Origin of the sequence: Actinokineospora sp. PR83 (assembly GCF_021056305.1) — a bacterium.
GTDB lineage: Bacteria > Actinomycetota > Actinomycetes > Mycobacteriales > Pseudonocardiaceae > Actinokineospora > Actinokineospora spheciospongiae.
In genome coordinates this window covers 94,484-119,846 of record NZ_JAJCXD010000026.1, presented here as the reverse complement: position 1 = coordinate 119,846, position 25,363 = coordinate 94,484, and the positions used below count along the sequence as shown (strand labels likewise).

26 protein-coding genes are annotated in these 25,363 nt (G+C 73.6%); 17 read left to right on the top strand and 9 right to left on the bottom strand.

What is annotated here, in order from left to right; all coding sequences use genetic code 11:
• A complete protein-coding gene (locus L6E12_RS09715; RefSeq protein ID WP_236227572.1) occupies positions 1-1,881 on the bottom strand; it encodes a DUF2075 domain-containing protein in 1,881 nt (626 codons plus the stop codon).
• A 434-nt stretch (positions 1,882-2,315) separates the two neighbouring features.
• Here L6E12_RS09715 and L6E12_RS09710 point away from each other — a divergent pair, with 434 nt between their 5' ends.
• Positions 2,316-3,275 (top strand): hypothetical protein, encoded by a 960-nt coding sequence (locus L6E12_RS09710; RefSeq protein ID WP_236227571.1) that lies wholly within the window; start codon positions 2,316-2,318, stop codon positions 3,273-3,275.
• 165 nt (positions 3,276-3,440) lie between these two features.
• On the opposite strand, the gene L6E12_RS09705 is transcribed toward L6E12_RS09710, so the two are convergent.
• On the bottom strand, positions 3,441-6,797 hold the full coding sequence (locus L6E12_RS09705; RefSeq protein WP_236227570.1) for a bifunctional RecB family nuclease/DEAD/DEAH box helicase: 3,357 nt from the start codon (positions 6,795-6,797) through the stop codon (positions 3,441-3,443).
• 324 nt (positions 6,798-7,121) lie between these two features.
• Here L6E12_RS09705 and L6E12_RS09700 point away from each other — a divergent pair, with 324 nt between their 5' ends.
• The 5 genes from L6E12_RS09700 to L6E12_RS09680 are packed head-to-tail and all read left to right on the top strand — an operon-like array spanning position 7,122 to position 9,562.
• On the top strand, positions 7,122-7,982 hold the full coding sequence (locus L6E12_RS09700) for an oxygenase MpaB family protein (protein ID WP_236227569.1): 861 nt from the start codon (positions 7,122-7,124) through the stop codon (positions 7,980-7,982).
• 29 nt (positions 7,983-8,011) lie between these two features.
• Positions 8,012-8,536 carry a TetR/AcrR family transcriptional regulator gene (locus L6E12_RS09695; RefSeq protein ID WP_236227568.1) on the top strand — a complete coding sequence of 175 codons (525 nt, stop codon included), beginning with the start codon at positions 8,012-8,014 and terminating at the stop codon, positions 8,534-8,536.
• Positions 8,536-8,883 carry a multidrug efflux SMR transporter gene (locus tag L6E12_RS09690; RefSeq protein ID WP_236227567.1) on the top strand — a complete coding sequence of 116 codons (348 nt, stop codon included), beginning with the start codon at positions 8,536-8,538 and terminating at the stop codon, positions 8,881-8,883. The genes L6E12_RS09695 and L6E12_RS09690 overlap by 1 nt, the downstream gene beginning before the upstream one ends.
• Positions 8,883-9,203, top strand: coding sequence for a multidrug efflux SMR transporter (locus L6E12_RS09685; protein WP_236227566.1), 321 nt, complete (start codon positions 8,883-8,885; stop codon positions 9,201-9,203). The genes L6E12_RS09690 and L6E12_RS09685 overlap by 1 nt, the downstream gene beginning before the upstream one ends.
• Before the next feature lie 47 nt (positions 9,204-9,250).
• Entirely contained in the window at positions 9,251-9,562 is a 312-nt protein-coding gene (locus tag L6E12_RS09680; RefSeq protein WP_236227565.1) for a hypothetical protein, read from the top strand.
• Here L6E12_RS09680 and L6E12_RS09675 read toward each other — a convergent pair.
• Complete coding sequence (locus L6E12_RS09675) at positions 9,540-10,379, bottom strand: alpha/beta fold hydrolase (protein ID WP_236227564.1); 840 nt, start codon at positions 10,377-10,379, stop codon at positions 9,540-9,542. The genes L6E12_RS09680 and L6E12_RS09675 overlap by 23 nt on opposite strands.
• 98 nt (positions 10,380-10,477) lie before the next feature.
• Between L6E12_RS09675 and L6E12_RS09670 the strand changes: the two genes are divergently transcribed.
• The 7 genes from L6E12_RS09670 (at position 10,478) to L6E12_RS09640 (ending at position 15,131) form a co-directional block, all read left to right on the top strand.
• On the top strand, positions 10,478-11,161 hold the full coding sequence (locus tag L6E12_RS09670; protein WP_236227563.1) for a hypothetical protein: 684 nt from the start codon (positions 10,478-10,480) through the stop codon (positions 11,159-11,161).
• A gap of 199 nt (positions 11,162-11,360) precedes the next feature.
• Positions 11,361-11,609, top strand: coding sequence for an RGCVC family protein (locus tag L6E12_RS09665; RefSeq protein WP_236227562.1), 249 nt, complete (start codon positions 11,361-11,363; stop codon positions 11,607-11,609).
• Positions 11,610-11,803: 194 nt separating this feature from the next.
• Positions 11,804-12,313, top strand: coding sequence for a DUF5994 family protein (locus L6E12_RS09660; protein ID WP_236227561.1), 510 nt, complete (start codon positions 11,804-11,806; stop codon positions 12,311-12,313).
• Between the two features lie 285 nt (positions 12,314-12,598).
• Positions 12,599-13,348 (top strand): GAF and ANTAR domain-containing protein, encoded by a 750-nt coding sequence (locus tag L6E12_RS09655; RefSeq protein ID WP_236227560.1) that lies wholly within the window; start codon positions 12,599-12,601, stop codon positions 13,346-13,348.
• A gap of 294 nt (positions 13,349-13,642) precedes the next feature.
• Entirely contained in the window at positions 13,643-14,569 is a 927-nt protein-coding gene (locus L6E12_RS09650; RefSeq protein ID WP_236227559.1) for a tetratricopeptide repeat protein, read from the top strand.
• 39 nt (positions 14,570-14,608) lie between these two features.
• Positions 14,609-14,794, top strand: coding sequence for a DUF1707 domain-containing protein (locus tag L6E12_RS34350; RefSeq protein WP_236227558.1), 186 nt, complete (start codon positions 14,609-14,611; stop codon positions 14,792-14,794).
• A gap of 175 nt (positions 14,795-14,969) precedes the next feature.
• Positions 14,970-15,131: a DUF6307 family protein gene (locus L6E12_RS09640; RefSeq protein ID WP_236227557.1), complete on the top strand. Its 162-nt coding sequence runs from the start codon at positions 14,970-14,972 to the stop codon at positions 15,129-15,131.
• A gap of 40 nt (positions 15,132-15,171) precedes the next feature.
• On the opposite strand, the gene L6E12_RS09635 is transcribed toward L6E12_RS09640, so the two are convergent.
• The 5 genes from L6E12_RS09635 to L6E12_RS09615 form a co-directional block, all read right to left on the bottom strand.
• The gene (locus L6E12_RS09635; RefSeq protein ID WP_236227556.1) at positions 15,172-15,900 is read right to left on the bottom strand and encodes a GAF and ANTAR domain-containing protein; all 729 of its coding nucleotides are present in this window, start codon (positions 15,898-15,900) and stop codon (positions 15,172-15,174) included.
• Between the two features lie 62 nt (positions 15,901-15,962).
• A complete protein-coding gene (locus L6E12_RS09630; RefSeq protein ID WP_236227555.1) occupies positions 15,963-16,679 on the bottom strand; it encodes an ANTAR domain-containing protein in 717 nt (238 codons plus the stop codon).
• Positions 16,680-16,978: 299 nt separating this feature from the next.
• Positions 16,979-18,178, bottom strand: coding sequence for a hypothetical protein (locus tag L6E12_RS09625; protein ID WP_236227554.1), 1,200 nt, complete (start codon positions 18,176-18,178; stop codon positions 16,979-16,981).
• 230 nt (positions 18,179-18,408) lie between these two features.
• Complete coding sequence (locus tag L6E12_RS09620) at positions 18,409-19,830, bottom strand: alpha/beta hydrolase domain-containing protein (RefSeq protein WP_236227553.1); 1,422 nt, start codon at positions 19,828-19,830, stop codon at positions 18,409-18,411.
• Between the two features lie 200 nt (positions 19,831-20,030).
• On the bottom strand, positions 20,031-20,657 hold the full coding sequence (locus L6E12_RS09615) for a TetR/AcrR family transcriptional regulator (protein WP_236227552.1): 627 nt from the start codon (positions 20,655-20,657) through the stop codon (positions 20,031-20,033).
• Between the two features lie 125 nt (positions 20,658-20,782).
• Here L6E12_RS09615 and L6E12_RS35355 point away from each other — a divergent pair, with 125 nt between their 5' ends.
• The 3 genes from L6E12_RS35355 to crcB are packed head-to-tail and all read left to right on the top strand — an operon-like array spanning position 20,783 to position 22,492.
• Complete coding sequence (locus L6E12_RS35355; protein WP_236227551.1) at positions 20,783-21,748, top strand: zinc-binding dehydrogenase; 966 nt, start codon at positions 20,783-20,785, stop codon at positions 21,746-21,748.
• A 37-nt stretch (positions 21,749-21,785) separates the two neighbouring features.
• A complete protein-coding gene (locus L6E12_RS09605; RefSeq protein WP_236227550.1) occupies positions 21,786-22,148 on the top strand; it encodes a CrcB family protein in 363 nt (120 codons plus the stop codon).
• Positions 22,145-22,492 (top strand): fluoride efflux transporter CrcB, encoded by a 348-nt coding sequence (gene crcB, locus L6E12_RS09600; RefSeq protein WP_236227549.1) that lies wholly within the window; start codon positions 22,145-22,147, stop codon positions 22,490-22,492. The genes L6E12_RS09605 and crcB overlap by 4 nt, the downstream gene beginning before the upstream one ends.
• On the opposite strand, the gene L6E12_RS09595 is transcribed toward crcB, so the two are convergent.
• Positions 22,446-23,729 carry an ATP-binding cassette domain-containing protein gene (locus tag L6E12_RS09595; RefSeq protein ID WP_236227548.1) on the bottom strand — a complete coding sequence of 428 codons (1,284 nt, stop codon included), beginning with the start codon at positions 23,727-23,729 and terminating at the stop codon, positions 22,446-22,448. The genes crcB and L6E12_RS09595 overlap by 47 nt on opposite strands.
• A gap of 420 nt (positions 23,730-24,149) precedes the next feature.
• Between L6E12_RS09595 and L6E12_RS09590 the strand changes: the two genes are divergently transcribed.
• The gene (locus tag L6E12_RS09590) at positions 24,150-25,361 is read left to right on the top strand and encodes an ATP-grasp domain-containing protein (protein WP_236227547.1); all 1,212 of its coding nucleotides are present in this window, start codon (positions 24,150-24,152) and stop codon (positions 25,359-25,361) included.
• Positions 25,362-25,363: the final 2 nt, after the last annotated feature.

The window sequence follows — 25,363 nt, the reverse complement described above, 5'->3', positions numbered from 1 at the left end:
TCAGAGTTGTGTGGGGCGTTCAGGCAGAGGGGGGACGCCCAAGGCAAGGAGCATCTTGGTGGTGGCGGGGTCCGTGGCGTAGAGGACAGTGGAGCAGGTGCCGCGAGTGGCCAGGACGCGGTACACGGTTCGGATGAAGAGGTCGGCCAGGCGGGCTCGTTTGACGGCGGGGTCTTCGTTGCGGGTGCGGTCCGTGTGCCAGGTGCCGTCCGGGGACCACGTGAGGTCCGGGCCGATGATGACGCCCGCGTGCTCGTACTCGAAGCCCTGGGCGGTATAGACGCAGCCGACCTGCTCGAAGGCGTTGGGGTGGGTGGTCCACATCGAGGTGGCGGGGACGTAGTCGGGAGCGGTTCGGCGGCCTGCCGGGTCCGCGGCGTTCCACGGGCGCGCCCAGTCGCCGATCACGACCTCGCGGGGAAGGACCTTGGGGGCTTCGTACTTGCGGCTCCACGGCCAGCAGAAGCCCGCCGCGATCCGGGCGACCACCTTCGGTTCGTCTTCCGGGCCCTCGCGGCGCAGTGCGCTCAGGTGCGCTTCCATGGCCTCGGGGGTGGGAGCGACGTACAGCTCGTAGTCGTCAAGGGGGCGCCACGGCAGGGGGCCGCCCTTGTCGATCCCGAAAAGGCGGTCGATCCACCTCGTGTACTCGGCCGAGCCACCGCAGCGGAACTGGTGGTCCAGGGTGATCGTGTGGACCCCCACGTCCAGGCGGGCCGCCGCCTCCTCGATGAGCGCGACCGAACCGATGCTGTCCGCCCGGGTGACCTGGTGGTCGTCGAGGAGGAAGACCGGCACCCGAGCTGCGTTGATCAGGTCCTCGACCTGGGCTGTCGTCGAGCTGCGGTACTGCACCGACCCGGTTTTGCGGATCCGGTGCGCCTCGTCGGCGATCAGGACGTCCAACGAGTTCGGCTCGCTGTGGGCGTAGTCGGAGAAGTAGGTGAACGACTGCGCGGCGCGCGTCCGCGTGCCCGCCAGGTTGTCGCGGAGCGCGTGGGCGAGGTACTTGCCACCGACCGCGTGCGAGATGATCTTCCCGTCCCGGCTCAACTGGCCGAGAAGTTCCAGCGCCACCACGCTCTTTCCCGTGCCCGGGCCGCCCTTCACGATGACGAGGTGCTTGCGGTTGTCGGTCGAGCTGGTGCGGACCAGTTGCCGGACCTTCTCCACCGCCCGCTGCTGGGGTTCGAGCAGGGGGAAGACCGAGCGGTCCCGCACGCACTCGGTCACCGACGCGAGCAGCTTCGGCGTCGGCCTGCGCGGGGACCCGAGGAGGTGGTCGGCGTGCAGTGCCGCATTGTCGCTCGACAGGACACCGCTGAGGTGACCCAGCAACTGGTCACGGGAATCGGCGGTGAAGATCCGGACGTTCTTCGTCACCTCGGGATCCAGTTCGTCCGCCAGGAACAGGAGGGACTCGACGTCGCCGCTGGTCGCCTCGTGCAGGTTCACCAGTCCGCGCAGGTCGGCGGCGGCGGCGACGGGCAGGTAGTTGCCCAAGGCCAGGCAGTAGTTCCAAACCTGGTCCGAGGGGTGCGTCTGCTGACCGAAGTGCAGGTATCGGGGAAGCTCGACCAGTCGTGACTCGGGCACGACCCTGGCTTCGGACCACTGCTTGTTCTCGACCACGACCACCGACATCACGTTCGGCTCACCCGGGCGCGAGCCGACCAGGACCATGTCCATCCGGGCCTGGGTCAGCGGGTGGCGCAGTTCCAGCAGCACTTCGACATGCTCGAGCCCGACCTCCAAGAGCGCGCTGACCACGGTCGGGATGCTGTTCTCCCAGGACCTGATCTCGCTGTCCTGGGGCCCGTGACCGAACTTCGCCCACATCGCCAAGCCCAGCCGCTCCTTGAGCTCACCCTTGCGGTTCATCGCGTCCAACTGCGCGGCCGTCCGCCGAAGCAGTGCCTGTTGCCCCACCGAGCCCCCTGTGCGGTCCTCTACCCGCCCCCCCGACAGCAGGTGCGAGTCAATCGAGGGGATCACCCTATCGTGTACCTTTCACCCGATCGTGAAGAGGTTGGACAACGTTGAGTTCAAATCAGATTGCTGCGCCTTCTCTGCGCGTGGCAATCTGCTGGGGAAGTCGTTACAGCGAGCGAACTTGATGCTTCACTCTTGTAGGTGAAGGGCAACGCTGTTGCCCCAGGTTGCTGATTTCACGATCTGCTCGCTGTGTTTCATCGTTGTGACCCCGGCGGACCGCGACGACGCCGAAGATGGACCGGCGTTCGCTCTCGACCCCGACAACCGGAGACGATCCGCTGCACACCTGACGAGGAGTGACTGTGCCCCGATACATCTACGTGTACGTCGGCAAGAAGGCGAGCACCAACTTCGGCATCGGGATGCGTGCCCTGACGTGGGGATGGAAGTCGAACTCGCACGGTGACGACGTCAAGGAAGCCATGGCCGAGCTACGCAAGCCCCGAGGCATGAACTACCTCGTCTTCGCCCGGGGGTTGCGGACGCCGAACCCCCCGGAAGGTTGGCCGCGCACGCCCGCGAATGACCCGGCGTGGGCCGCGACGTCGCTCGAGTCGATCACTTTGGCCCAGATCACCGGTCCGCTGCGGGAGGACACCGAACAGCTCTGGCCGGATGACCTGTACCCCTTCCGGGTTCCCCTCGGTTCGCCGGTCGAGTTGCCCGCGCTGCCAGCAGGCGGGTTGAGCGACGAGGTGGTCCTCACCATCCGCCGCGCGCTGCTTCTGCGTGGGTTGCCCGTTCTGGGAGCACCCCCCATTGACGAGTCCGACATCCCCGACGAAGACACCCCTGAGGACGACGTGGTGGTCCCCGACCGGCTGCTGACCGGGTTGGACAGCCTCGACGGCATCGCCCTGGTCCTCGTCCGCCGCGAGCAGAAGCGGCTGCGGAGGGAGATGTTCGGGCAGGCGAAGTCCTACACCTGCAGCCTCTGCCACCGCGAACTACCGGTGTCGCTGTTGCGGCTCGCCCATATCAAGCGGCGGACGGAAGCCACCACCGAGGAGCGGCTGAACGCCGCGAACACGATGGCGGCGTGCACCCTGGGGTGTGACGAGTTGTTCGAGCGCGGGTACCTGGTGGTCGACGTCCAAGGCCTCATCCACCGCAACACCGCGGCACCCGTCGTGACCGTGGACCTCGATGGGGCGTTGTCCGGGCTCGACGGGAAGAAGGTGCTGAACTACGACAGTGCCGCGGCGCCGTTCTTCGCCGCGCACGCGGATCGCCACACCCGTTCCGCCGCGTCGGGGAACCCGTCCTCGACAACGGGATAACGACATCGTGACCCTGTGGGGGCCGGGACAGCTTCCGATCGGGGACGCCGTCTTCCACGCGGACGGCCGCTCGTACGCGGTGGACGTGGTAGGCGGCGGCTTGGTGGTCGACAAGGAGGTGGACAACCCTGTGGGGTGAGCGCCACGCGCGCACCGGTCGCCGGGTCAGCCGGGCCAAGGGGTGGCGACGTCCAGGAGGCCGATCATGCCGGAGACCAGGCGCATCTGCGGAATGGTGCGGATGTCGGCTTCCACCAGGTGCGGAGAGCAGACCAGGACCGCCACCGCCTGGGCTCGGGACAGGGCCACGTTGAGGCGGTTCCGCGACAGCAGGAAGTCCAGACCCCGGGGCAGGTCGACCGCCGAAGACGAGGTCATGGTGGCGATGACGACCGGGGCTTCCTGCCCCTGGAAGCGGTCCACCGTGCCGACCCGCACCCCGTCGAACCCCGCCTGGTCCAACGCACGCGAAACCACCCGGGATTGCAGGTTGTAGGGCGCCACGACGAGGAAGTCCTTCTCCCCCAACGGCCGCACCTCCCCCCGGTCGTTCCACGAACGACCGATCAAGGCGGCCACGGCGGAAACCACAGCCGCGGCCTCCTCCGGCGACCGCGTCGTGTTGCCCTCGTGGTCGACCGAGCAGACGTACAACCCCGCAGCGACACCGTCGACGGAGCGGTCGGCGGCGGTGGGGTGGGCGTGGAGGAGGCCCGCGTAGGACAGGTCGGAGACCGGTTTGCAGACCGCCGGGTGCATTCGGCGGGTTTCGTCGAGGAAGTAGCCCAGGTCCGGGGGGATGACGTCGGCTTCGCCGATGAGGTGGCCCAGGGCCGAGGCGTCGGCGCCCGCTGGGTGGGTGCCCTGGACTACCTGGGGGAGCTGTTGGGGGTCGCCGAGGAGGACCATCGTTCGGGTGGCCGTGGACACCGCCAGGGCGTCTGCCAGGGCGAACTGGCCTGCCTCGTCGATGAGGAGGACGTCGAAGGGGTCGGCTTTCAGCGCGGGGTTGGCGAAGGTCCAGGCGGTGCCGCCGACGAGGTGGCCTTCGGGGTGGTCGGTGCGCCAGGCTGCCAGGGCTTTGTTGTCCTTGGGGGTTTCCCAGAGTTCTTCCGCGGGGGTCTTGGACTTGGAGATCTTGGCGGCGGGGATGTCGGGGTCCGTGGTCAGGGCCGCGGTGAGGACGTTCTCCACCGCTTTGTGGCTGGTGGAGGTGACGGCGACGGTCTTGCCCGCGCGGATCAGGTGGGTGATGAGTTGGCCCGCCAGGTAGGTCTTGCCCGCGCCGGGTGGGCCTTGGACGGCCAGGACGGACCTGTCGAGGTTGTCGACGGCCTCGATGACCGTGGTGACCAGGTCGAAGCCGGGGTCGGGGAGGCGGCCACCCCGGCGCATCCGGGGGGAGAGCCTGCGGAGGAGGTCGATGCCGGGGTGGGGTGGGAGGGTGGGGAGGTGGGCGATGACCGTCTCGGCCAGTTCCTCGATCGCCTTGTCCTTGGGGGTGGCGGAGATGGGGCGACCGGGGAGGACCGCGGCGGGGGTGGCGTGCGACTCTTCGCCCACGACCGCTGTCTCCTCCACCGTGAGGCGGTCGGCGGTGGCGTGGGTGACCTTCGCTTCCGTTCCCTCGGTGCCGTAGCGGAGGCGGACCTGGTCGCCCGCGGTGAACGGGTGGGGGCGGTCGGGGTCGCAGGTCAGGTGGAGTTCGCGGCGGGACTTGCGTTGGCGGCCACTGGGCTTGACCCACTCCCCCACCTCGATCGCGACCGGGACCGCGCAGTTGGTGTCGACCTCCAGGTCCGACAGCGGGGTCTGGAGGCGGTGGAAGAACTCCCACCACGCCGGGTTCGACTCGCGGCGGTAGTAGCCGACCGCGGCGGCCAGCAGCGCGCGGGCCCGGTGGTCGTCGGTGAAGTCGGTGACGTCCTCGGGGAGGCCGTCGAGCAGGGGGGCGACCAGGGCGGCGATGCGGGCTTCGCGTTCGGCTCGCTCCTCGGCCTTGCCGTCGTCGGGGAGGGTGAGTTCTTCCGGGTCTCGGGTGTCGACGCCCCGTTCCGCCCGGACACGGTGCAGGAAGCCGAACAGTTCGAGCGTGGAGACGCAGTCGTACTCGTTGTAGTCGGCGATGCCGCGCAGGACCTCGTCGGCGCGTTCCGGTTGGCCGAGTTGGGTCAGGGTCAGGTATTCCTCGTACGCCTCGATGCTGGAGACCGCGTTCTTCACCTCGCCCTCGCGCGCGGTGGGCATGTAGAGGGGTTCGAGGTACTTGATGGAGTACGAGCGCTGCGACACGCGCAACGCCTTGCGCACCACCGCGTACAGGTCGACCAGCGCACCGCGGCGCAGCAGGTCGTCGACGGCCTGCTCGCGGGTGCCGTGCAGGGCCGCGAGGCGCTTGACCGCCGTGGCCTCGTACGGCGCGTAGTGGTAGACGTGGGCGCCGGGGTGTTCGGCGAGGCGGGCGGTGGCGAAGTCGACGAAGTCCTCGAACGCCTTCTTCTCCTGCCTGCGGGAGTGGGCCCAGAACGGGGTGAACTCGCGGACGCCGTCGGCGGTCACCGCGCCGAACAGGTACTCCAGGCCGTCGCCGTCGAGGGCGTACGGGTCGCCCTCCATGTCGAAGAACACGTCGCCGGGGCTGGGGGCGGGCAGGGAGGCCAGGGCGTCCGGGTCGACGACCTCGTAGCTGATCTCGCCGGTGGCGTCCTGGCGGACCTGGATCGCCGCCTGGGCGCGCAGGGCGGTGAACGAGGCGGGCGAGATGCTCTTGGGGCGGGCCTCGGGCCCGGCTTGGGCCAGGGCGTCGATCGTGCCCAGGCCCGCGGCGGCGAGCTTGCGCCGCTGGTCGGTGCGCATCCCGGCGACCAGGGACAGGTCACGGTCGGCCTCGCGGCCGTCGGCGCAGTGCTGGGCGAAGGCGCAGGTGCCGCAGGCGGCGCGCTCGTCGGCCCACAGTTGTTCGGGCAGACCGGGTTCGCGACTGGTCAGGCGGTCGCGCAGGCGGCGCAGCAGCGGCAGGAAGTCGTCCACCCGCAGCGTCTCGGTGCTGCCGTCGCCGAGGAGCAGGTGCATGTTCGGGCCGCTGGGCCAGCCCGCGCGGCGCAGGGCGTCGGCGTAGGCGGCGAGCTGGATGACCGCGCCCGGTCGGGCCCGGCGGGCGAGTTTGGTGTCGTAGACCTCGTAGCGGCCCTGGGCGTCGCGCTGGAGGAAGTCGGCGCGGCCGGAGAAGGTGTCGTCGAGGAAGACGGCCTGGTAGACGACGTCGGTGCCCGCCGCGAGCGCGGCGGCGGTCTCGGCGGCCGCGGTCTCCGGGTCGCGCTCGTCGATCTCGACCAGGGCGGTGACCTGGTCGCGGAGGCGGGTCAGCGTGGCCTGCTCGTGCGCCCGGCCGTGCTTGGCGGCGAGCTGGTCGCCGCCGCGCACCGGGCGGGGAGCGCCGGGCAGCCCCGCCGCGTGCGCCTGCCGCAGCACGCTGCGGTGTTCGCAGTCGAGCAGGTCGGCGAGGTCGGACGGGGTGTACACCGCCGGAAGTCTGGCAGCCGGGATCGCCCGATCGGCTTACCGACACGCCGCTGTCGATCAGCCATGCCTGCACAGCGGACAATTCGGACCGGAGCAGCACCCCCGGCAGGACGGTCTCCGGGATCACCTGGATGCCGGAGGACCCGGTGCCGACGGCGCCGACGCGCTTGCCCTCCAGGTCAACGGGTTCGCGCGGCCGGTGTGCGGGCGCGGGTCGCGGCGGTGACGTTCGCACTGCGGTCCGCTCGGATGCCGCAGGGCGTTCGCACGTGCGGCCGGGTTGCGCCCGGGCGCCTAGGCTCGTGGCGAGCGGTGGGAGGTCCGGTGCGGATCAAGGACGTGGTGCGGCCCGGCGGGATCCGGGAGCTGGCCGGGGCGGCCCTGTTCGAGCGGGTGGCCGGGCCGGACGGCCCGGCGGCGCGCTCGCGCATCCACGACACCCCCGGCCCCCGGTGGTTCGGCGAGGACCGCCCGATCCGCGTGGTGCACGGCGACGCGTCGATGTTCGTCGGCGGGCTGCGGGCGCTGCTGCTGCAATCGCTGCACCCGCTGGCCATGGCGGCGGTCGCGGCGCACTCCGGCTACCGCGGCGACCCGTGGGGGCGGTTGGCCCGCACCAGCACCTTCCTCGCCACCACGACGTTCGCCACGGCCGAGGACGCGCAGCGGGCGGTGGACAAGGTGCGCGGCATCCACCAGCGGGTCCGCGGCACCACCGCCGAGGGGGCGGCCTACCACGCGGCCGACCCGCACCTGCTGGCCTGGGTGCACGTCGCCGAGGTCGACAGCTTCCTGCGCGCCCACCAGCGCCACGGCGCGCACCCGCTGGACCAGGCGGGCCGCGACGGCTACGTGGCCGATGCCGCCCGGGTGGCCACCGCCCTCGGGGTGGGCGACCCGCCGCGCACCGAGGCCGAGCTGGCCGAGCACCTGGAGTCCTACCGCCCCGAGCTGCGCCCGACCCCGGAGGCGCGGGACGCGGCGCGCTTCCTGCTGCTGACGCCGCCGATCCCGTGGCCGGTGCGGCTGCCCTACGGCGTGCTGGGCGCCAACGCGGTGGCGCTGCTGCCCCGCTGGGCCCGCGACCAGCTCGCCGTGCCGCGCCTGCCCGGCCTGGACAGCGCTGCCGTCCGGTTCGCGGGCCACGGCATGGTCCGGACCATCCGCTGGGCGCTGGGCGGCTGACCAACCTTCCGGTTGGTATGGTCGGATGCGTGAACTCGCGCGAGCACATCCTCGACAGCGCGCTGGCGCTGCTGCGCTCGGGCGGGTCCGTCTCGCTGGAGTCGGCCGCGCGCGAGGCCGGGCTGAGCAAACCGGGGCTGATGCACCACTTCCGCACCAAGGAAGCCCTCATGCTCGCCCTGGTCGACCACGTGGTGGACGGCTGGGAGCGGGCCCTCGCCGAGCGCCTGACCGGGGAGGTGGCGCGGGCGAGCGCGGGCGACCGCATCCGCGCCTACCTGGCCTGGTCCACCTCCGGCGGGTTCGACGAGGCCGACCTGGTGGTGGTGGCCGACCCCCGGCTGCGCCCGGCGATGACCGCCCGCTGGGAGGAGCGCCTCGGCCCGTGGCTCGCCCTGCCCGACGACCTCGACCCGGACGCCCGCGCCCGGCTGACGGCCGTGCGCCTGCTCTGCGACGGCGCGTGGCTCGCCGACGCCGCGCACCTGTTCCCGATCCCGCCCGACGAGCGCGACCGGGTCCGCGCCGTCGCCGAACGACTGCTGGAGCCGTGATGCGGAAGTGGTCGCTGCTGGCCTGCGCGATCGTCAGCGAGGTCACCGGGTCGCTGTCGCTGAAGGCGGCGATGGGCCAGCCCGCCTGGTACGCGTTGGTCGCCGTCGGGTACCTGGGCGCGTTCGCGGCCCTGGGCGCGGCGCTGCGGGCGGGCATGGCGCTCGGCGTCGCCTACGGCGTCTGGGGGGCGATGGGGGTCGCGTTGACCGCCGGGTTCGCGGCGCTGCTCTACGGCGAACCGCTGACCCCGGTGATGCTCCTGGGCATCGCCTGCATCATCGGTGGGGTGGTGCTGGTCGAATTCGGCTCGCACGCCCGGCCCCGGTCGGGGGAGGGGGAGGCGTGATGGCCTGGTTGTTCCTCGCGGGGGCGATCCTCGCCGAGGTCGGGGGCACGCTGGCGCTGCGGGTGGCGTCCACCGGGCGCGCGATCTGGTACGGCGCGGTGGGTGCGGGGTACCTGCTGGCGTTCTTCCTGCTGACCCGCACCCTGGCGGAAGGGGTGGGCATCGGGGTCGCGTACGGCGTGTGGGCCGCGGCGGGGGTGGCGCTGACGGCCGTGGCGAGCAGGGTCCTGTTCGAGGAACCGCTCACCCCGCTCATGGGCGCGGGCATCGCGCTGATCATGGGTGGGGTGCTGCTCGTGGAACTGGGCGCGGTGCACTGACCGCGAACGGGGGTACCTCCCGGGTGACACCGACAAGGGGGGCACGGGTGGGTTTGTGGATCGGCGTGGGCGGACTGGTGGTGTTCCTCGTCGCGACCGTGGTGCAGTGGAAGACGAGGCGGAAGTGGGTGGACCGGGTGATGTCCGCCCTGATGCTCCTGGGCTGGGTGACGGTGGTGCAGTTCCTGCTCAAGCCGCTGGTCCCGTCGCAGGTGATGGTGGCCGTCATGCTCGGTGGGATCACCGTGGGGATCTTCGCCGCGGCGGTGATCGGCCGCCGCCAGGCCGATCGCGCCGAGGCGGACCGGCAGCGGCGGGCAGGCGCGGGCGAGGCCGTCACACCGCCAGGAGCCGCCTGATCTCGTCGGCGACCAACTCCGGTTCGGAGACCGGGACCATGTGCCCCGACCGGTGGGCCACCACGTGCCGCCCCCGGGTCGACGTGGCCGCGCGGTGCCGGTGCGACGCCTCGATCTCCGCCCGGACGCGCGCGGGCATCCCCGCGGTGGTGAGCCCGGCCGACACCACGGTCAACGGGACGTCGGGCAGGTCGCACGGGTTGTCCCGCAACGAGAGCACGTCCGCGGCGAGGGTGCGCAGCTCGGCGGCGCGGGTGCGCACGGCGGCCGGGGTGAACGCCTCCGCGCGCATCTCGGCGGCGGCGTCCTCGGGCAACCCTGCCAGCAGCCCGCGGAAGGCCACCCCGAGCAGGCCGACGCGGGCCGGCGCGGCGCTGCCGAGCTGCACGGCCCGCTCCGCGCGGCGCATCGACGGCGTGAACAGCGCCTCCCCCGCCTCGTCGGTCGGGTCGAGCAGGAGCAGACCGGCCACGCGCGCCGGTTCGGCCGCCGCGGCGACGCGGACGATCGGACCGCCCCAGCTGTGGCCGACCAGGACGTACGGGCCCGGCCCCAGGGCGGTGAGCAGGTCGTTGAGGTCGGCGGCGAGGGTGGGCAGGTCGCGGGGCCCCGGGGCGGGCGCGCTGCGGCCGAGGCCGGACCGGTCGTAGGCGACGGTGGCGGCGGCACCGGCGAGGGCGGCGCGCACCGGCGCCCAGTACGACCGGGTGGCGGCCAACCCCGCCTCGAACACCACGGTCGGCCCCGGTCCGGGAGTGCGGACGTGGAACAGCTCCCGGCCGTCACGGATCCGGATCACTCCCCCTGTCGCCGCCATGGGCCCACCCTAGCGATCCCGCCCGCGCGGGCGTCCCGAACGGACTGCCCGAACGGGCCGGTGCCGCCTGCGCGCGACCGTGCGTTTCACTGGTGCGCATGACTTCGCCGGGTGCGCGGTTGCGCGGCAGGAACTGGGACGCGTTCGCGGACGCGGTGCGCGAAGCCGTGGCGAGCGGTCCGGCCGGTGAGGCCGAACTGGTCGCGGTGGTGGGCGAACTGCCGGCGGCACGTCGGGTCCTCGTCGTGGCCGCGCTCGGCGACGCGACCGGTGAGGCAGGACCAGCGGCTCTGCGGTCCGTGGTGGACACCGGCCGCGAGCAGGACCTGCTCTGCGCCGCCGTGCTCGCGCTGGCCAAGCGCTGCGGTGCCGAAGCCTCCGCCGACCTGCTCGCGGCCCTGTCGAGCAAGCACTCCGCGGTCAAGGACTACGCGGTCGCGGGGCTCGCGGGCGCGGGGGACGGTCGGGCGTGGGAGGAGGTGTTCACCCGGCTGCGGCACCTGCTCGGCCGGAGCGCGCGCAGGCACGGGGACGTCCACTCGTCCCCGGTGGCCGCGGCGATCTGCTACCTGGGCGGGCACCTGGACGGCGACCGGTGCGCCCGGCTCGTCCGGCGGCTGCGGCAGCGGTGGGACCGGCTCGACGCGGACGAGCGGGACTGGTTGACCGGCGTGTGGCCCGGGGTCGGACCCGACGGGCCCGCCGTGGACGGCGTCGTCCCGCCGGACCCGGCCGCCCTCCGGGCCTGGATCCGGCACCCGCTCTTCGAACCGATCCACTGACGGCCGGAACACCGGCGGGCACGGCCGTGGGGCGGCGGGAACACCGGGCTGTCCGGAAGCCGCGACGGGGATCCGCGCCCGGACAGGTGGTCGGCCCGCGGGGGCGCACCGGGGTAGCCTGGGGGTGTCGCCCCGGCCCCCGCGGTAATAGATCACGGGACACCAGGGACGACATCACAGGACTGGGCGGATGCCGACCATGGACGCGCTAGCGAATTCCTCCACCCCGGATGCCCCGGCACCGGATGCCGGTGACCACGCCGAAGAGACCTGCACCGCGTGCCCGCACCCGCTGGACGCGCACGACCCGATCGCCCTGCGGTTCTGCCGCGCCAGCGCCGCGGGCGGCCCGAGCCGCAAGTGCCTGTGCTCGGGGGAGTCGGCGGGCATGACCTACGGCAACTCCAACAAGGGCCCGATCAACCGCAAGGCCACCAGCGGCCGGTGACCACGCCGCAGGCGCACCCCGGCGATCGCGCGCGGGCCCCGGCGCGACCGGTGGTCCCCACCCGCGCCGGGGCGCTCGTCGGCGTAGGATCGGGATCACCGAGGGTACGTCGAACACCGGCGGTCAAGCCGGTGTCGCCTTGGGCGCACCACGGAGTCCGGCCGACGCACTCGGCCGGAGGCGGGAGCGCCGAGTTGAACTCGGACCTGCACAACACCCCCACCGCACCGACGACGGGCGAGTCCCGGCTCGCCCTCAAACCCCGCTCGGACGACCGCGGCGGCGCCGACGGCGGCTGGTGGCCCCGCTCCACCGACCCGGACACCGAGTTCCCCACGCTGATCACCGCCCTGGCGGCCCGGGGCGTGCCGGTGCGCCGGGTGTCCTACAACCTCGACGCCTGGGACGCGGGTGAGCGCAGGCTGACCGTCGACGGGGTGCTGGTGCGCCTGGAGGGCTTCCACAGCACCCCCGAGCACGTCGTCACGGTGATCGGCCCCGACCGGACCAGGACCCGGCTGCTGGTGATCCCGCACGACACCGCGGACGGCACCGCCGAGACCGCCCTGCACACCGCGGGCGACCCGACGTCGACGGCCACCGACCGGCAGGTCCTCGGCCTGGACACCACCCCCGACGGTCCGACCCCGGCCTCCGGCGGACCGGCGGCGCACTCCCGGGCCACGGACGCCACCGACCGGTGACACCCCGCGGCCGTGGTCCGGCCCGGCAGCCCGCTGTCGAACCGGACCACTCCCCCGGGTGATGACCCGAAACCCCACCGGGTGCCGCGCTGCGACGGGTGACGCGCGGACACCCGACCAGGGGTACCCGTCCCGCACCCGGCGCGTAGGGTGAGGCGATCATGAGTACCGGGCGGTAATCCCCGCCCCCATCACCGACGGGAACTCAGCACCACAGCGCCGTGGTGGCAGGACGGATCGCAGGCTCCCGCCCCCAAGTCCGCACCAGTGAGGTGACTGTGACCGATGAACGCTGACCGGTTGACCGAGACCTTCGTCGAGTTGGCCGACACCCTCGTCGAGGACTTCGACGTGGTCGAGTTCCTGCGCCTGCTGACCGACCGCTCGGCCGAACTCGCAGGCGTCGACGCGGCGGCGCTGCTGCTGGCCGACCCCCGCGGCCAACTGGAACTGATCGCCACCGCGGGCAACCGACTCCGATCGGCCGAACCCCACCACCCGCACACCGTCGAGGGCCCGGGCGTGGACGCCTTCACCACCGGCGCCCCCGTCGACGAACCGGACCTGCACACCCACGGCCACCGCCGCTGGCCGCGGTTCACCGCCGCGGCCGAGGCGGCGGGCTTCGCCGCGGTGGACGCGGTGCCGATGCGCCTGCGCACCGACGTCCTCGGCGCCCTGAGCCTGTTCCGCACCGCACCGGGCCCGCTGGACGCCGCCGCCCTGCGCACGGCGACGTCACTGGTCGAGATCGCCACCATCGGTCTGGTCCAGCACCGCTCGATCCACCACCACCAGGTGCTGGCCGAGCAACTGCAATCAGCGCTGACCAGCCGGGTCGCCATCGAACAGGCCAAGGGCCTCGTCGCCGAACGCCTCCAGGTCGACATGGACGGCGCCTTCGCCGCCCTGCGCGGCTTCGCCCGCGCCACCAACCTCAAACTGGGCGACGTCGCCCGAGCCGTCATCGAGGGCAGGCTCAGCACCCGGCAACTGCTGAGCCCCGACCCCCGCCGCAAGCCCCACCGCGCCTGACGCCCACCCACGCGGCGCAGCGACAACCAGCCACGCCCCCGCAGGGGCACCCCCAAGGCGGGTTTCGAGGACACGGGCACGGCGAAGCACATCCCCCGTCGGGTGAAAGTACACGCCCAAGCCAGTGACCTGTGCCACAATGGATTCCCCACCCCATTTCCTCGCCCCGGACCCCGGCCGCTGCACCGCGCAGTCACACCGCCGCCGGAGGTACCGATGTCCGAGCCGGTCGAACAACCCCGGGATCAGATCCGGGAACACCCCCACCCCGAGCCCTGGGCACGACGTGGCCGAGTGGGGCGCACCGACGTGGCCGCGGTCGTCGACTTCACCGGCAGGCTGCGGCGACTGGACTACCGCCACGGCGGCGGCCGTTGCCGGGCCGCCGCGGTGGCGCGGCTGCCCGCGGCCAGGGCGCTGCTCGGCCTGCACGTCGCCGACGACGTGCTGGGGCCGCTGTGCACCGCGGTGGCCGACCTGCACAACCTGGCCGGGTGGGCGTGCTTCGACACCGGCGCGGTCGACGAGGCGCTGGTGCACTTCGGGGTGGCGCTGGAGGTGGCCGCCCTGGGCGGGGACCGGGTGCTGCTGTCGAACATCCACTACCGGCGCGGGCGGGTGCGGCTGCACCACGACTCCCCGGAGCAGGCGCTGGCGGAGTTCCGCCTCGGGGAGCGGGCGGCGGGCGCGGGCGGGTCGGTGCTGGCGCTGGCGGTGACCCGGGCGAACCAGGCGTGGGCGCGGGCGAGGCTGGGGGACGAGGAGGCAGCGCTGGCGCTGCTGGCCAGGGCCCAGGACGACTTCGCCGGGGCGCGCGGGGAACCGGTGCCCGCGTGGGCGGCGTTCTTCACCGCCGCGGACCTCTCGGCGATGACCGGGGTCGTCCACACCGAGCTGGCGCGCAGCGTCGACCCCCGCCACGTCGAGTCCGCGGTGCCCGCCCTGGTCGCCGCGCTCGACGGGTACGGGCCGGACATGGCGCGCAGCCGGGCGTTCACCCTGATGTCGCTGGCGACCTGCCAGCTCATCGACGACCAGGTGGAGCGGGCGGTGGCCGTGGGCGAGCAGGTGCTGGACCTGTGCCGCGGCCTGGCCTCGGCCCGCACCGCGGCCCGGCTGCGACCGCTGCGCGACGAGGCGGCCCGGCGGCGCGGTGACGCCGACGCGCGCGCCCTGGCGCGGCGCATCAGCGCGTTCCGGCCGGAGGTCGGAGCGGTGTGACCGAACCCGGCCGTGGTGGCCGACGAGAGGGAGGTCGTGGTGGACCTTGTGCGTGGAGCGTCCGGCGCGGAGCGCGACCGGTCGATCGAGGCGTTGGAGTACGCGTTGGGCGAGGGCCGGATCACCGCCCCGGAGTTCGAGGAGCGGGTGGAGGCGGCGTTCCTGGCGCGGACCCGGGCGGACCTGGCCGCGCTGACCGCCGGTCTGCCCCGGGGGCTGTGGTAGCGGACCGGTGACCGCCGGTCCAATTCGGACACCGAGTGGTGGCCGGGGTCCCGCGCGCCCGGATCCGCTTGTGCCCGCGGGAAAACAACCCGCCCGACCCGACCGCGGCGGCGCCCGGAGCGGTAGGCTCCGGTCAGGCCGCGGTCTTCCCGCGGCGAGGCGGAGAGGCATTCCCATGAGCACGGACCGCACAACCACCCCGACCGGCTACGAACGACGGCTCCAGACGGTCACCGAGGCCGTGCGCGGGCACTCGAAGCTCGGCGACAAGGCGGCGGGTGAGGTGGCGGTGCACGTCCTGCACGCGCTGGACACCATCCCCGAGAAGCTGCGCTGACCCGGCCGCCCGGGAACCCGCGCGGGTTCCCGGGCGCCGCTCAGGCCGTGGTCCGGCCCAGCAGTTGGTCGGTGCCGATCTCGCGGGAGATCACCTGGCGGGCCACCTCGCCGAGCTTGCGCCCGTGGGAGCGCGCGTAGCCGCGCAGCGCGGTGAACGCGGCGCCCATGTCGACCCCGAGGCGCTCGGCCACCAGCCCCTTGGCCTGCTCGATGACCACCCGGTTGTGCAGCGCGGTCTGCAACTGCTCGGTGATGACCTCCTGCTGCCGGATCGCCCGCTCCTGCAACAATCCGATCGTCGCCACGTCCACCAGCGCCTGCGCTTCCCGCAGCGCCCGCGGGCTGAGCACCCGCGCGTCCGCGTGGAACAGGTTCAGCGCGCCGATCACCTGGTCGCGCAACCGCATCGGCAGGGCGTCCACGGCGACGAACCCCGCCGTCACGGCGGCGGAGGCGAACCGGGGCCAGCGGGTGTCGGTGGCGCGCAGGTCGGCCACGCTCACCGGCGCGGCGGTGGCGAACGCCTCCAGGCACGGGCCCTCGTCGCTCTGCAACTGGAACAGCTCCAGCAGCCGCACGTGCTCGTCCGAGCTGGCCATGAGCCGCAGGTGGCCCTGCTGGTCGGTCAGCAGCAGCCCGGCGGCGTCCACCCCGAGCACGTCCACGCACCGGTCCACGAGCAGGTGCAGGAAGTCGATCACGTCGAACTCGTCGACCAGGGTGTCGGCGAGTTCGACGAACACCTCCACCAGGCGGTCATCGGCCATCTTCGTCTTCTCCTCCGTCGCCCCCAGCGTAAGACCGGGCGGTGGGGGACGCCCGCCCTCGCTCATCCCGCCTCGTCGGCGGGGTCGAACCGCAGCCGCCGGGCCACCACGTCGGCGGCCAGGTCGGTGAGCGGTCGGTCCTCGGCGAACGCCCTGGCCCGCAGCCGGGTGAACGCCTCGTCCACGCCGACCTCCAGTTGTGCCGAGACCATCCCGGTCGCCTGGTGCAGCTGGGGGTCGTGGAGCCGGGGCGCGGGCCCCTCGTGCCCGATCCGGGTGTCGAGGTGCAGTTGCAGCGCCAGGTGCGCGAAGGCGACCGCGTCGGCCAGGGTGGCCGGTGCCAGGCGCCGCGGCTCGGTCAGGTGCAGGGCCAGCACGCCGACCCGGATCGCACCCACGGCCAGCGGGAAGGCGAACAGCGCCGCGGCGCCGCCGCTCACGGCGGACGGTGCGAACAGCGGCCAGCGGCGTTGCGCGGCGGGGGTGTCGAGTTCCGGCACGAGCACCGGGCCGCCGTCGCGCCACACGTCCAGGCACGGCCCCTCCCCCACGGTGACGTGCAGGTCGGCGAGCCGCGCCCCCAGTCCGTCGGTCGCGTGGACGGTCTGCGGCCAGTTCTCGGCCAGTTCCACGGTCTGCGTGGCGCCGGAAACCCCCAGCCGCAGCACCGCGGTGTCGCACAGCACCGGTACGGACACCGGGACGTCGAGTTCGGCCGCCCGCTCGGCCACCCACGCCCGCACCCGGGCACCCCCGGTGGTGTCGTCGGCGGTCGGCATGGTGTGGCCTCTCCGACCCGGTGGACGTCCGTGTGCTCCGACATGACGACTGCCGTGTCCGGCTGGGGAGGCGTCAGGCTCTCGACGGGCACCCACCGTACCGCCGATCCACCGGTACCGCCGACGCACCCCGCGCGACCGCGCGCCGGGGACCCCGAATCCCGCGAAACCCGCCGGGCGAACGGCCGAACCACGTTCCACCCACCGTGGGCGCGCGTTCGATCGGCTGTTTGCGTTGTGGGCAGGTCTGCCCGTTCCCCGGTGGGCGGTGTCGAACGCCCACCGGGAACCGTCCACTCTCAGCCGACCCGGTTCTCCAGGGCGGTCCGGCGGTGGGCGACCTCGTCGGGGTCGTCGCCGAACACCAGCAGTTGCAGGGTGCTGCGCCGCACCGGGCTGTCGGTGCGGTGGCTGTCGTGCCCGGCGATGATGAGCAGTCCGCCCGCGGCCAGGGTCGGCGCCAGGTCGGCGAGCAGGTCCGGCAGCGGGGCGGTCGTGGTCAGCTTCACCGACTCGGCGGGCTGGTCGAGCGCGTCGGGGCGGATGGAACGCAGTGCCAGCAACGGCAGCGAGCCGCTGGTGAGCCGGAAGTTGAGGTCCAGCACCACCAGGCGGTCGTCCGCGGCGCGGGCGCAGTCGAGGCTGCACATGCCCCGGTAGCCGAGGTCGGCCGCGCGCTGGGCGATGGCGACGCACTCGGTGAGCAGCTCGGTCGGCAGCGGGGTCACCGCGCCGAACCTGCCCCCGGTGTAGACCCCGGCGGTGTCGACGCGCTGCTCGGTGACCGCCAGCAGCCGGGCCACCCCGTCGGCGGCCACGTAGAGCTGCACGCCCCAGTTGTGCACCAGGGACAGGTATTCCTCCACGACGAACTCGTCGAGCACCCTGGTGAACGCGGGCGGGACGATCCGCCTGCCCGCCCGGTGCAGGTAGACGTCGAGGCTGCCGCCGTGCGCGTCGTCGGTCGCGGCCTTGAGCACCCAGGACCGCCCCTCCGGCGCCGCCGCGGACAGCCCGGCCCTGGCCACCACGACCCTGCGGGCCTGGAACCCCCGGCCCACCAGGGTGTTGATGCTCGCCTTGTTGTTCAGGTGCCCGACCAGCGCGCCGGTCTTGAGCGCGCTCGCGTCCGGGCACAGGGTGGTGGGTTGTGGATACTCCGACGACACCGACAGCCCCTCCGCGACCACCTCCCGAACCCGTCGCTCGAACTCCACCTCGGTGCCGAAGGCGCGCAGGTCGGTGCCCACCGGCAGGCCGCTGTCGCGCAGCCTGGCCAGCAGTTCCGGATCGGTGCCGCCGGTGCTGCACACCAGGGGGGTGTCCCCGGCGACGGCCAGCGGCCGGGCGGAGACGACGTCGCGGGTGTCGCGGTGCAGCGAGGCGGGGACGCCCACCTCCACGGCGGGCCGGGCGCAGACGGCAACACCGGGGCCGTAGATGTCGTCGAGCCTGCGCGGGGCACCGAGGAAAGGCGGGTACGAGAGGGACGCGGTCATGGTGGAACTCCAGTCGTCGGGAGACCCGACTCAGCAGACGGTGCGGCGTGGGTGGACGCGAGCACACCGTCGAAAGGCGACCCGGAACCGGGCCGCACCCCTCCACCATGTCACGTTCCGGCCGATTCGTCCTCCCGCGGGTTCCGGGCAGCGCAAAAACCGTGGTCCGCCCCGCGGGGGGAGCGCGGGGCGGACCACGGGGGAGGAGGACCTTCGGCCGGGGCTCCCGATCAGGGGATGGCGGCGGCCTGGGCGCGGGCGACTGCCTCCGCGCGGTCCTCGGGGAGGAGGAAGCCGAACCGGACGGCCACGTCGGCCGCCTCGGTGAACTTGGTGACGTACGCCTCGTGGGTGGGGTAGAGCTGCTTGACCCGGTCGGCGGTGAACGGCTTGGTGGTGCCCAGCAGCAGGCAGGCGCCGGTGACGTTGCCGCCGCTGTTGTTGGGGCCGTACGCGGCGACCGGGGCCACCAGGTCGGGCAGGCGCACGCCGCCGAGGGCGTTGCCGTCCTTGTCGCGCTGGATGAGGCTGCCGAACCAGGCGTCGATGGGCTGGGCGCTCGGCGGCGGCGGGCTGCCCTGGGCCCAGGCTTCGAGGTGGGCGAAGGCGGCGTTCTCGGCGTAGCGGAAGGTCATGGAGTTGATCGGGGTGTCGCAGTGGGTGGCGGCGCCGTCGTTGATGGCCTTGTCGCGGGCGTTGACCGGGTTGTAGGTGTCCAGCCCGTACTGGTCGGCGTGGGCGGTGCCCGCGACCTCCCAGGTGCGCACCCGGTCGGTGTTCTGCCGCGCCGAGGACGACAGCGGGACGTCGGTCTCGGCCTGCAGGACGAAGACGGGGACGTTCAGGTCGGCGCGGATCTTCGCCGAGATCGGCGGGAGGCCGCCCGCGATGGCCGCGGCGCCGCCGCTGCGCCCGTGGACCATGATGCCGTCGAACACGTCGTCCTTGGGCTGGATGGCGTTGGCGTAGGTGACGAGCCTGCCAGCGGACTGCGAGTGCCCGGAGGCCAGGACCGTGCGCGGGGTGCCGCCGCCGATGATCGACGGGTTCGCCCGGACCGCGCGGGCCGCCTGGGAGAGCACGTCGTAGGAGATGGTGTCGTTGGGCAGGTTCACCCCGGCGTAGCGGTCGGGGTCGAGCTGGGTCAGCTTGTCCGCGCCGCGCTTCTGCGCCGTGACGCCGATGTAGGCGTAGCCCTCGCGGGCGAAGTGCTCGTAGGACTGGGACAGGTCGACGGGGATGTCCACGCCGAAGCTGACGTTGAGCCACTCGATGACGACGGTGCCGTTGAACTTCGCCGGGTCGCTGGGCCGCTCGACCAGCAGCCGGGTGGTGTAGGCGGTGCCGGTCCCGGTGACCCTGGTGTTCCACCGCCCGTCGTCGGTCCACAGCCCCGACTGGTCGTAGGTGGTGGCGGTGCCGGACATCAGGTACTCGTCCTCGGTGTACCCGAGCCGGTCGAGGTCGACGATCCCCGCTGCCCCGCTGAGCGGGTGCCCGTGGCCCGCCCCGGGGGCGATCCTGGTGACGGTCGGCTCCCCGGCCGCCTGCGCCGCGTCGGCACCCGGCACGCCGACGGCCACCACGCCCGCCGCCACGCAGGACACCGCTGCCGCTGCCCACGGCCACTTGGAGCGGAACTTCGCACCCATGCCTCTTCCGACCTCCGGGTCGCCACACTGGTTGGTCATCGAAGTGTTGCACCCGCGATACCGTGCCGCAATCGTTGCACGCCAACGAAAGTTGTCATTTCGTGCTTGCTCCGGCGGAGTTTTGCCGCACCGCGCGAGCGGGTTCACCCCCGGTTGACACCTCGCCGCGCCCGACCTGGCAGGGACGTGACAACCACGGGTCAGCGCGAGACCTTCCGCAGCCTGCCCCGCAGCGCCCGCCGGGCCACCGGCCCCAGGTCGTCCACGACCTCGACCAGGACGGCCAGCCGGTCCAGGGCGTCCAGGGCGGCCGCTGCGCCGTCCGGGTCGACGCCCTCGTACAGCTCCAGGCCGATGAAGGCCGCGCTCACCGCCCTGGCCAGCCCGGCGGTGTCGACGACCTCCGCCACCGGCGAGTCGGCCAGCAGCCGCGCCAGCGCCGCCTCGATCGGGTCGACCCACAGCCGCAGCGCCCCCGAGATCGCCTCGGCCAGGGACGGGTCGGTCTGCGCGCCGGCGAGCATCTGCGCCAGCACCGCCACGTTGCCCGCCGCGCGTTCCTCCGCGTGCAGGGTCAGGCCCAGGGCCAGCAGGCCGCGCAGGTCGGCCACGGCGGCGATCCGGTCGGCGAACCCGGCGACCCTGGCCTCGGTGTTGACCAGGCAGGCGACCCGCAGCAGCTCGTGCACGGTGCCGAAGTGGTAGAAGACCAGCGCCTGGTTGACCCCCGCGGTGGCGGCGATGGTGCGGGCCGAGGTCCCGGCGAAGCCGTGCGCGCGGATCGTCTCGATGGCACCGTCGATCAGGCGCCCGCGGGTGTCGGCCATGGCCCCCACGGTAGCGGCGGTAGCGTGGCCGACGGGCTGGGGGACGGTGCGCGCGCGCCGGGGTCGCCCCCGGTCGGGAACATCCTGGAGCACATCCCGCACCAGGGGATCGAGGAGGCACCGGAGTGCGGGCAGTGCGGTTCCACGAGTTCGGCGACCCTGGTGTGCTGCGGCTCGACGACGTCGCGGACCCGGTGCCCGCGGCGGACGAGGTGCTGGTCCGGGTCGAGGCGGCGGGAACGTCCTTCCTGGACGCGCAACTGCGGGCGGGGTCGGCCGCGACGCGGTGGTTCCCGATGCCAGAGCTGCCGACCAGCCCGGGGTTCCAGGTGGCGGGCACGGTGGTCGAAGCGGCGGACCCCGGGTTGGTCGGCACCCGGGTGGTGGCGGGCCTGTGCGGCGGCGGGTACGCGGAGCTGGCGGCGGTGCCGGTGGCGTCGCTGGTGCGGCTGCCACCGGGGGTGGGCGTCGAACGGGCGGTGGCGCTCAACGGGCACGGGGCGATGGCGGTCGGGCTGATGGAGACCGGGCTGCCCGCCGCGGGTGAGGTGGTGCTGGTGCTGGCGGCGGCCGGGGGCGTCGGCGGGCTGGTGGTGCAGCTCGCGAAGCGGGCGGGCGCGGTCGTGGTGGGGGCGGCGGGCGGGCCGGAGAAGTGCGCGACCGCCGCGGCCCTGGGCGCCGACCACGTCGTCGACTACCTGCGCCCGGATTGGGCGGATCGGGTCCGCGCCCTGGTCAGCCCGGTGGCGCTGCTCTTCGACGGCGTCGGCGGGCACCTCAGCGCGACCGCGATGGGCCTGCTGGCCCCGGGCACCGGCCGCGCGGTCGTGCACGGCACGGCGGCGGCGGACTCCCCGGGGTTCACCGCCGCGGACGTCCTCGTGCACGGGCTGACGGTCACCGGGTTCGGCCCCCGGGTGGCCCACGAACCGGCCCGCGCCATGGGGCTGCGCACCGAGGCCATGCGCCTGGGTGTCCTGGGCCTCCTCAACCCGATCACCGCCCCGCCCGTGCCCCTGGCCGAGGCGGCGACCGCCCACCGGCTGCTGGAGGCCCGCCGGACGATCGGCACCGTGGTCCTCACCCCCTGAGCCCACCCGCGCGGGCCGGGACTGGTAAGAGGCAGCCATGCGCATCAACGCCGCCGTCCTGGCGGCCGTCTCGGCGGGTGGGGTGCTCGGCGCCCTGGCCCGGTACGGGCTGGGCACGCTGCTCCCGACGCCCTGGGCCACCTGGCTGGTCAACGTGAGCGGGTGCCTGCTGATCGGCGCGCTGATGGCGGTGATCACCCACACCGGCCCGCACAGCCCGCTGCTGCGGCCGTTCCTCGGGGTCGGGTTCCTCGGCGGCTACACGACCTTCTCCACCGCCGTGGTCGACACGGCGCACCTGCCGCCGCCGACCGCGTTGCTCTACCTGTTCGGCACCCTCTTCGCCGCCGTGCCCGCGGTGGCGCTGGGCTGGGTCGCCGCGGCGAAGGTGGTCCGGTGACCGCGCTGCTGGTGGCCCTGGGGGCGGCGGTCGGGGCGCCGCTGCGGTACCTGGTCGACCAGGCCGTGCAGCGCCGGAGCGGGGGGCGGTTCCCGCTCGGGACGCTCGTGGTCAACGTGGTGGGCAGCCTGGTCTTGGGGTTCCTGGTGGGGCTGCCGGTGTCGACACCGCTGATGGCGTTGCTGGGCACCGGGTTCTGCGGCGCGCTGACCACCTACTCCACGTTCGGCTTCGAGACGTTCCGGCTGCTCCAGGACGGTCGGTGGACGGCGGCGGTCGGCAACGCCGCGGTGAGCCTCACGCTCGGGCTCGGGGCGGCGTTCCTGGGGCTGTGGCTGGCGTGAGCGGGCAGTCGTAGCAGGTGGTGGCGGTCGGGGTGCGGTAGTGCAGGCAGCAGCTGCGCCGCCTCCCGTCCCCGGCCAGCGCCGCCGCCAGCTCGGGGACCGCGGTCAACCGCTCGGCGGGGGCGTTCGGCACCGCCCGCAGCGCGGCGGCCAGCGAGGCGGCGGCGTTGCCCCACAGCAGCCCGCGCGCGACCCGGGTCGCGGCGTGCAGGGCGTCGTGCAGGGGCCGCAGCAGGTCGTCGACGACGGCGCGGGTCAGCAGCGGGACCGGGTCGGCGGCCGTCCAGCCGCCGGGGTCCGGCAGGCTCAGCCGCAGGGTGGTCTTCGGGTCCAGCCGCACCCGCAACCGGTCCAGGTCGGGCACCAGCCCCGGTGCGGCCAGCGCCAGCGACCACACCCCGGCGACCAGCCGGAAGTGCAGCAGGGAAGCCGCCACCCGGGTCTCGCGCACCCCCAGCGCCCAGCAGACCTGGTCGACGTGCTCGGCGAGCAGCGCCCGGTCGGCCGGCAGCGCCCGCAGCGCGACGCCGTCCCCGGGGTCGGTGCCGCTGACGTACCGGCACCGGGTGGCCGCGTCGGTCACCGCCGCCCGCACCCGCGCCGGGTCCGCCCGCCGCGCCCCGACCGCCCGGGTGCCGGGGGCGTCCGGTTCGGGCGCCACCGTGGGGGCGTGCCCGGTGAGGGCGTGCCCAGTAGAGGCGTGCCTGGTGGGCGCGTGCCCGGTGGGGTCGAAGGCGGCGGCGATGTGGCCCGCCTCGGTGAGGTGGGCGGGGGTGCCGGTGCGCAGGAGGCCGTCGGGGGTCAGCAGCCACAGGGTGTCGCCCGCGGCCACGGCGAGGTCGGGGTCGCGGGTGGTGACCACCACCGCGGCGTCGTGCCGGGCGGCCAGCTCGCGCAGGCGGGCGGTGAGGCGGGCCCTGGCCGGGCCGTCGAGGGCGGAGTCCGACTGGTCCAGCAGCAGCAGGCCGGGGCAGGCGGGGACCGCGTCGTCGGGCAGCAGGGCGACCAGGCGGGAGCGCTCGGCCGGGGCGAGCGCGTCCAGGTCCGCGCCGTCGAGGCACACGCGCCCGGCGAGGGCGGGGCTGCCGCCCGCCAGCGTGCGCAGCAGGGTCGACTTGCCCACGCCCTCCGGCCCGAGGACGACGGTGACCGCGCCCGCCCTGGCGTGGGCGGTGATCCCGCTGAAGAGGACGTGGTCGTCATATCCGACGGTCAGGTTTATCAGGTGAACGCACATGCCACACATTCCGTTGCTCGTCGCGGTCGGTCCAGGGAACCGCGCCATAAAGCTTTTCCGGGAATTGCTCCCGGAGTGACGGAACCGCATTCCAACACCGCCGTCTCCTCGACGGCGTGCATGGATGCGTTGCGGTGCATGGTAAGTGGCCTCCCACGGAGATTTCCGACCGGGTCCAACCGAATGATGGCGACCTTTCCCGGAATCGGCGCGGCGAAGTGTTGCGGATCACACCGTCCAGGTGGAACAGTGGGAATCCGCTTCCATTCCGATAACCGCCGGAACTTTGCCGACCCCCGGCCCGACCCGCGCGGGCGCCCCGGTGATCAACTCATCCACCCCGCCCGGGAACCGGCGGGTGGGTGCGCGCGACCACTGGGGGTACGACCCCGTCCGGCAGAGCACACCAGGGAGGTCCGCGTGGCCATCGCGGCGTTGGAGGCGTTGACGTTCGGCCTGGGCCGGATGGTGGCCGCGGCGGAGGAGGTGGGGCAGCGGCTGCACCTGCTGACCGGCAACCGGGGCGTCTACCGGCACGAGCTGTCGCTCCTCGACCCCGACCGGCTCGACGTGGTGGACCTCGACACGCACGACGTGGCCGCCTGCGAGGCTGCGCTGAAGGCCATCCCCGACCTGGCGGGCCTGGTCAACTCCACCGACACCTGGCTCACCGTGGGCGCCGACCTGGCCGCCCGCCTCGGCCTGCCCGGCCCGGACCCGGACGCGGTGCGGGTGCTGCGGGACAAGCACGCGGTGCGCACCGTCCTGCGCGAGCACGGCCTGACCTGGGCGCGGTCCACGGAAGTGACCACCGCGCGGGACGCGGCCCAGGCGATCGGTTTCCCCTTGGTGCTCAAGGACTCCGCGGGGACCGGGTCGAAGAACGTCTGGCCGGTCCGGAGCGCCGAAGAGCTGGATGCCGCGCTCGCCGAGGCCGGGGACGCGGCGCTGATGGGTCGGCTGTTCGCCGAATCGCTGGTCACCGGCCCGCTGTTCAGCGCGGAAACCCTGAGCTGGGACGGGGAAACCCGGCTGCTCGGGGTCACCGGCCGGTTGATGTCGAACCGGTGGTTCGGCCGGGAGGACCTGATGTCGTTCCCCGCCGACCTGCCCCGCGCCGACCGGGACGCGGTGGCCGACTGGGTCGCCCGCGTCCTCGCCGCCACCGGGCACGCGCGGGGGTTCGCGCACGTGGAGTTCGTGCTCACCGCCGACGGCCCCGAGTTGGTGGAGATCAACGCGCGGATCGGCGGCTGCCTGGCGGGCGAGGCGATGTGCCGCTCCCTGGGCACCAACGTCTACCGCGCCGTGCTCGACGTGGCCCTGGGCGAACGCCCTGCCCTGCTCGACGCCGACCTGCCCGAGCACGGGCAGCCCTCGGCGGTCGTCCTGCTCTACCCCGACTCCCCCGGCACCTTCACCGGCGTCGACGGCGTGGACCACCTCTCGGCGTTCCCGGGCGACCCCGAGTGGTACCCCACGATGGCGCCCGGCACCCCCGTGGTCCACCTGGGCGACCAGCGGGCCAGTTCCGGTCTGCTGCTCGCCGAGGCCGACACCACCGAACTGGCGATCTACCGCGCCCTGGCCGCCGCGGGCGCCCTGCGGCCGGGCGTCTCCGCGCTGCCGTGAGG

Excerpts from the sequence above, each read along its gene's own strand:
- L6E12_RS09715 (WP_236227572.1), bottom strand. The coding sequence starts at position 1,881 with ATGAACCGCAAGGGTGAGCTCAAGGAGCGGCTGGGCTTGGCGATGTGG.
- L6E12_RS09690 (WP_236227567.1), top strand. The coding sequence starts at position 8,536 with ATGCGGAAGTGGTCGCTGCTGGCCTGCGCGATCGTCAGCGAGGTCACC.
- L6E12_RS09685 (WP_236227566.1), top strand. The coding sequence starts at position 8,883 with ATGGCCTGGTTGTTCCTCGCGGGGGCGATCCTCGCCGAGGTCGGGGGC.
- L6E12_RS09675 (WP_236227564.1), bottom strand. The coding sequence starts at position 10,379 with ATGGCGGCGACAGGGGGAGTGATCCGGATCCGTGACGGCCGGGAGCTG.
- L6E12_RS09670 (WP_236227563.1), top strand. The coding sequence starts at position 10,478 with ATGACTTCGCCGGGTGCGCGGTTGCGCGGCAGGAACTGGGACGCGTTC.
- L6E12_RS09665 (WP_236227562.1), top strand. The coding sequence starts at position 11,361 with ATGGACGCGCTAGCGAATTCCTCCACCCCGGATGCCCCGGCACCGGAT.
- L6E12_RS09655 (WP_236227560.1), top strand. The coding sequence starts at position 12,599 with ATGAACGCTGACCGGTTGACCGAGACCTTCGTCGAGTTGGCCGACACC.
- L6E12_RS09640 (WP_236227557.1), top strand. The coding sequence starts at position 14,970 with ATGAGCACGGACCGCACAACCACCCCGACCGGCTACGAACGACGGCTC.
- L6E12_RS09635 (WP_236227556.1), bottom strand. The coding sequence starts at position 15,900 with ATGGCCGATGACCGCCTGGTGGAGGTGTTCGTCGAACTCGCCGACACC.
- L6E12_RS09630 (WP_236227555.1), bottom strand. The coding sequence starts at position 16,679 with ATGCCGACCGCCGACGACACCACCGGGGGTGCCCGGGTGCGGGCGTGG.
- L6E12_RS09625 (WP_236227554.1), bottom strand. The coding sequence starts at position 18,178 with ATGACCGCGTCCCTCTCGTACCCGCCTTTCCTCGGTGCCCCGCGCAGG.
- L6E12_RS09620 (WP_236227553.1), bottom strand. The coding sequence starts at position 19,830 with ATGGGTGCGAAGTTCCGCTCCAAGTGGCCGTGGGCAGCGGCAGCGGTG.
- L6E12_RS09615 (WP_236227552.1), bottom strand. The coding sequence starts at position 20,657 with ATGGCCGACACCCGCGGGCGCCTGATCGACGGTGCCATCGAGACGATC.
- L6E12_RS09605 (WP_236227550.1), top strand. The coding sequence starts at position 21,786 with ATGCGCATCAACGCCGCCGTCCTGGCGGCCGTCTCGGCGGGTGGGGTG.
- L6E12_RS09595 (WP_236227548.1), bottom strand. The coding sequence starts at position 23,729 with ATGTGCGTTCACCTGATAAACCTGACCGTCGGATATGACGACCACGTC.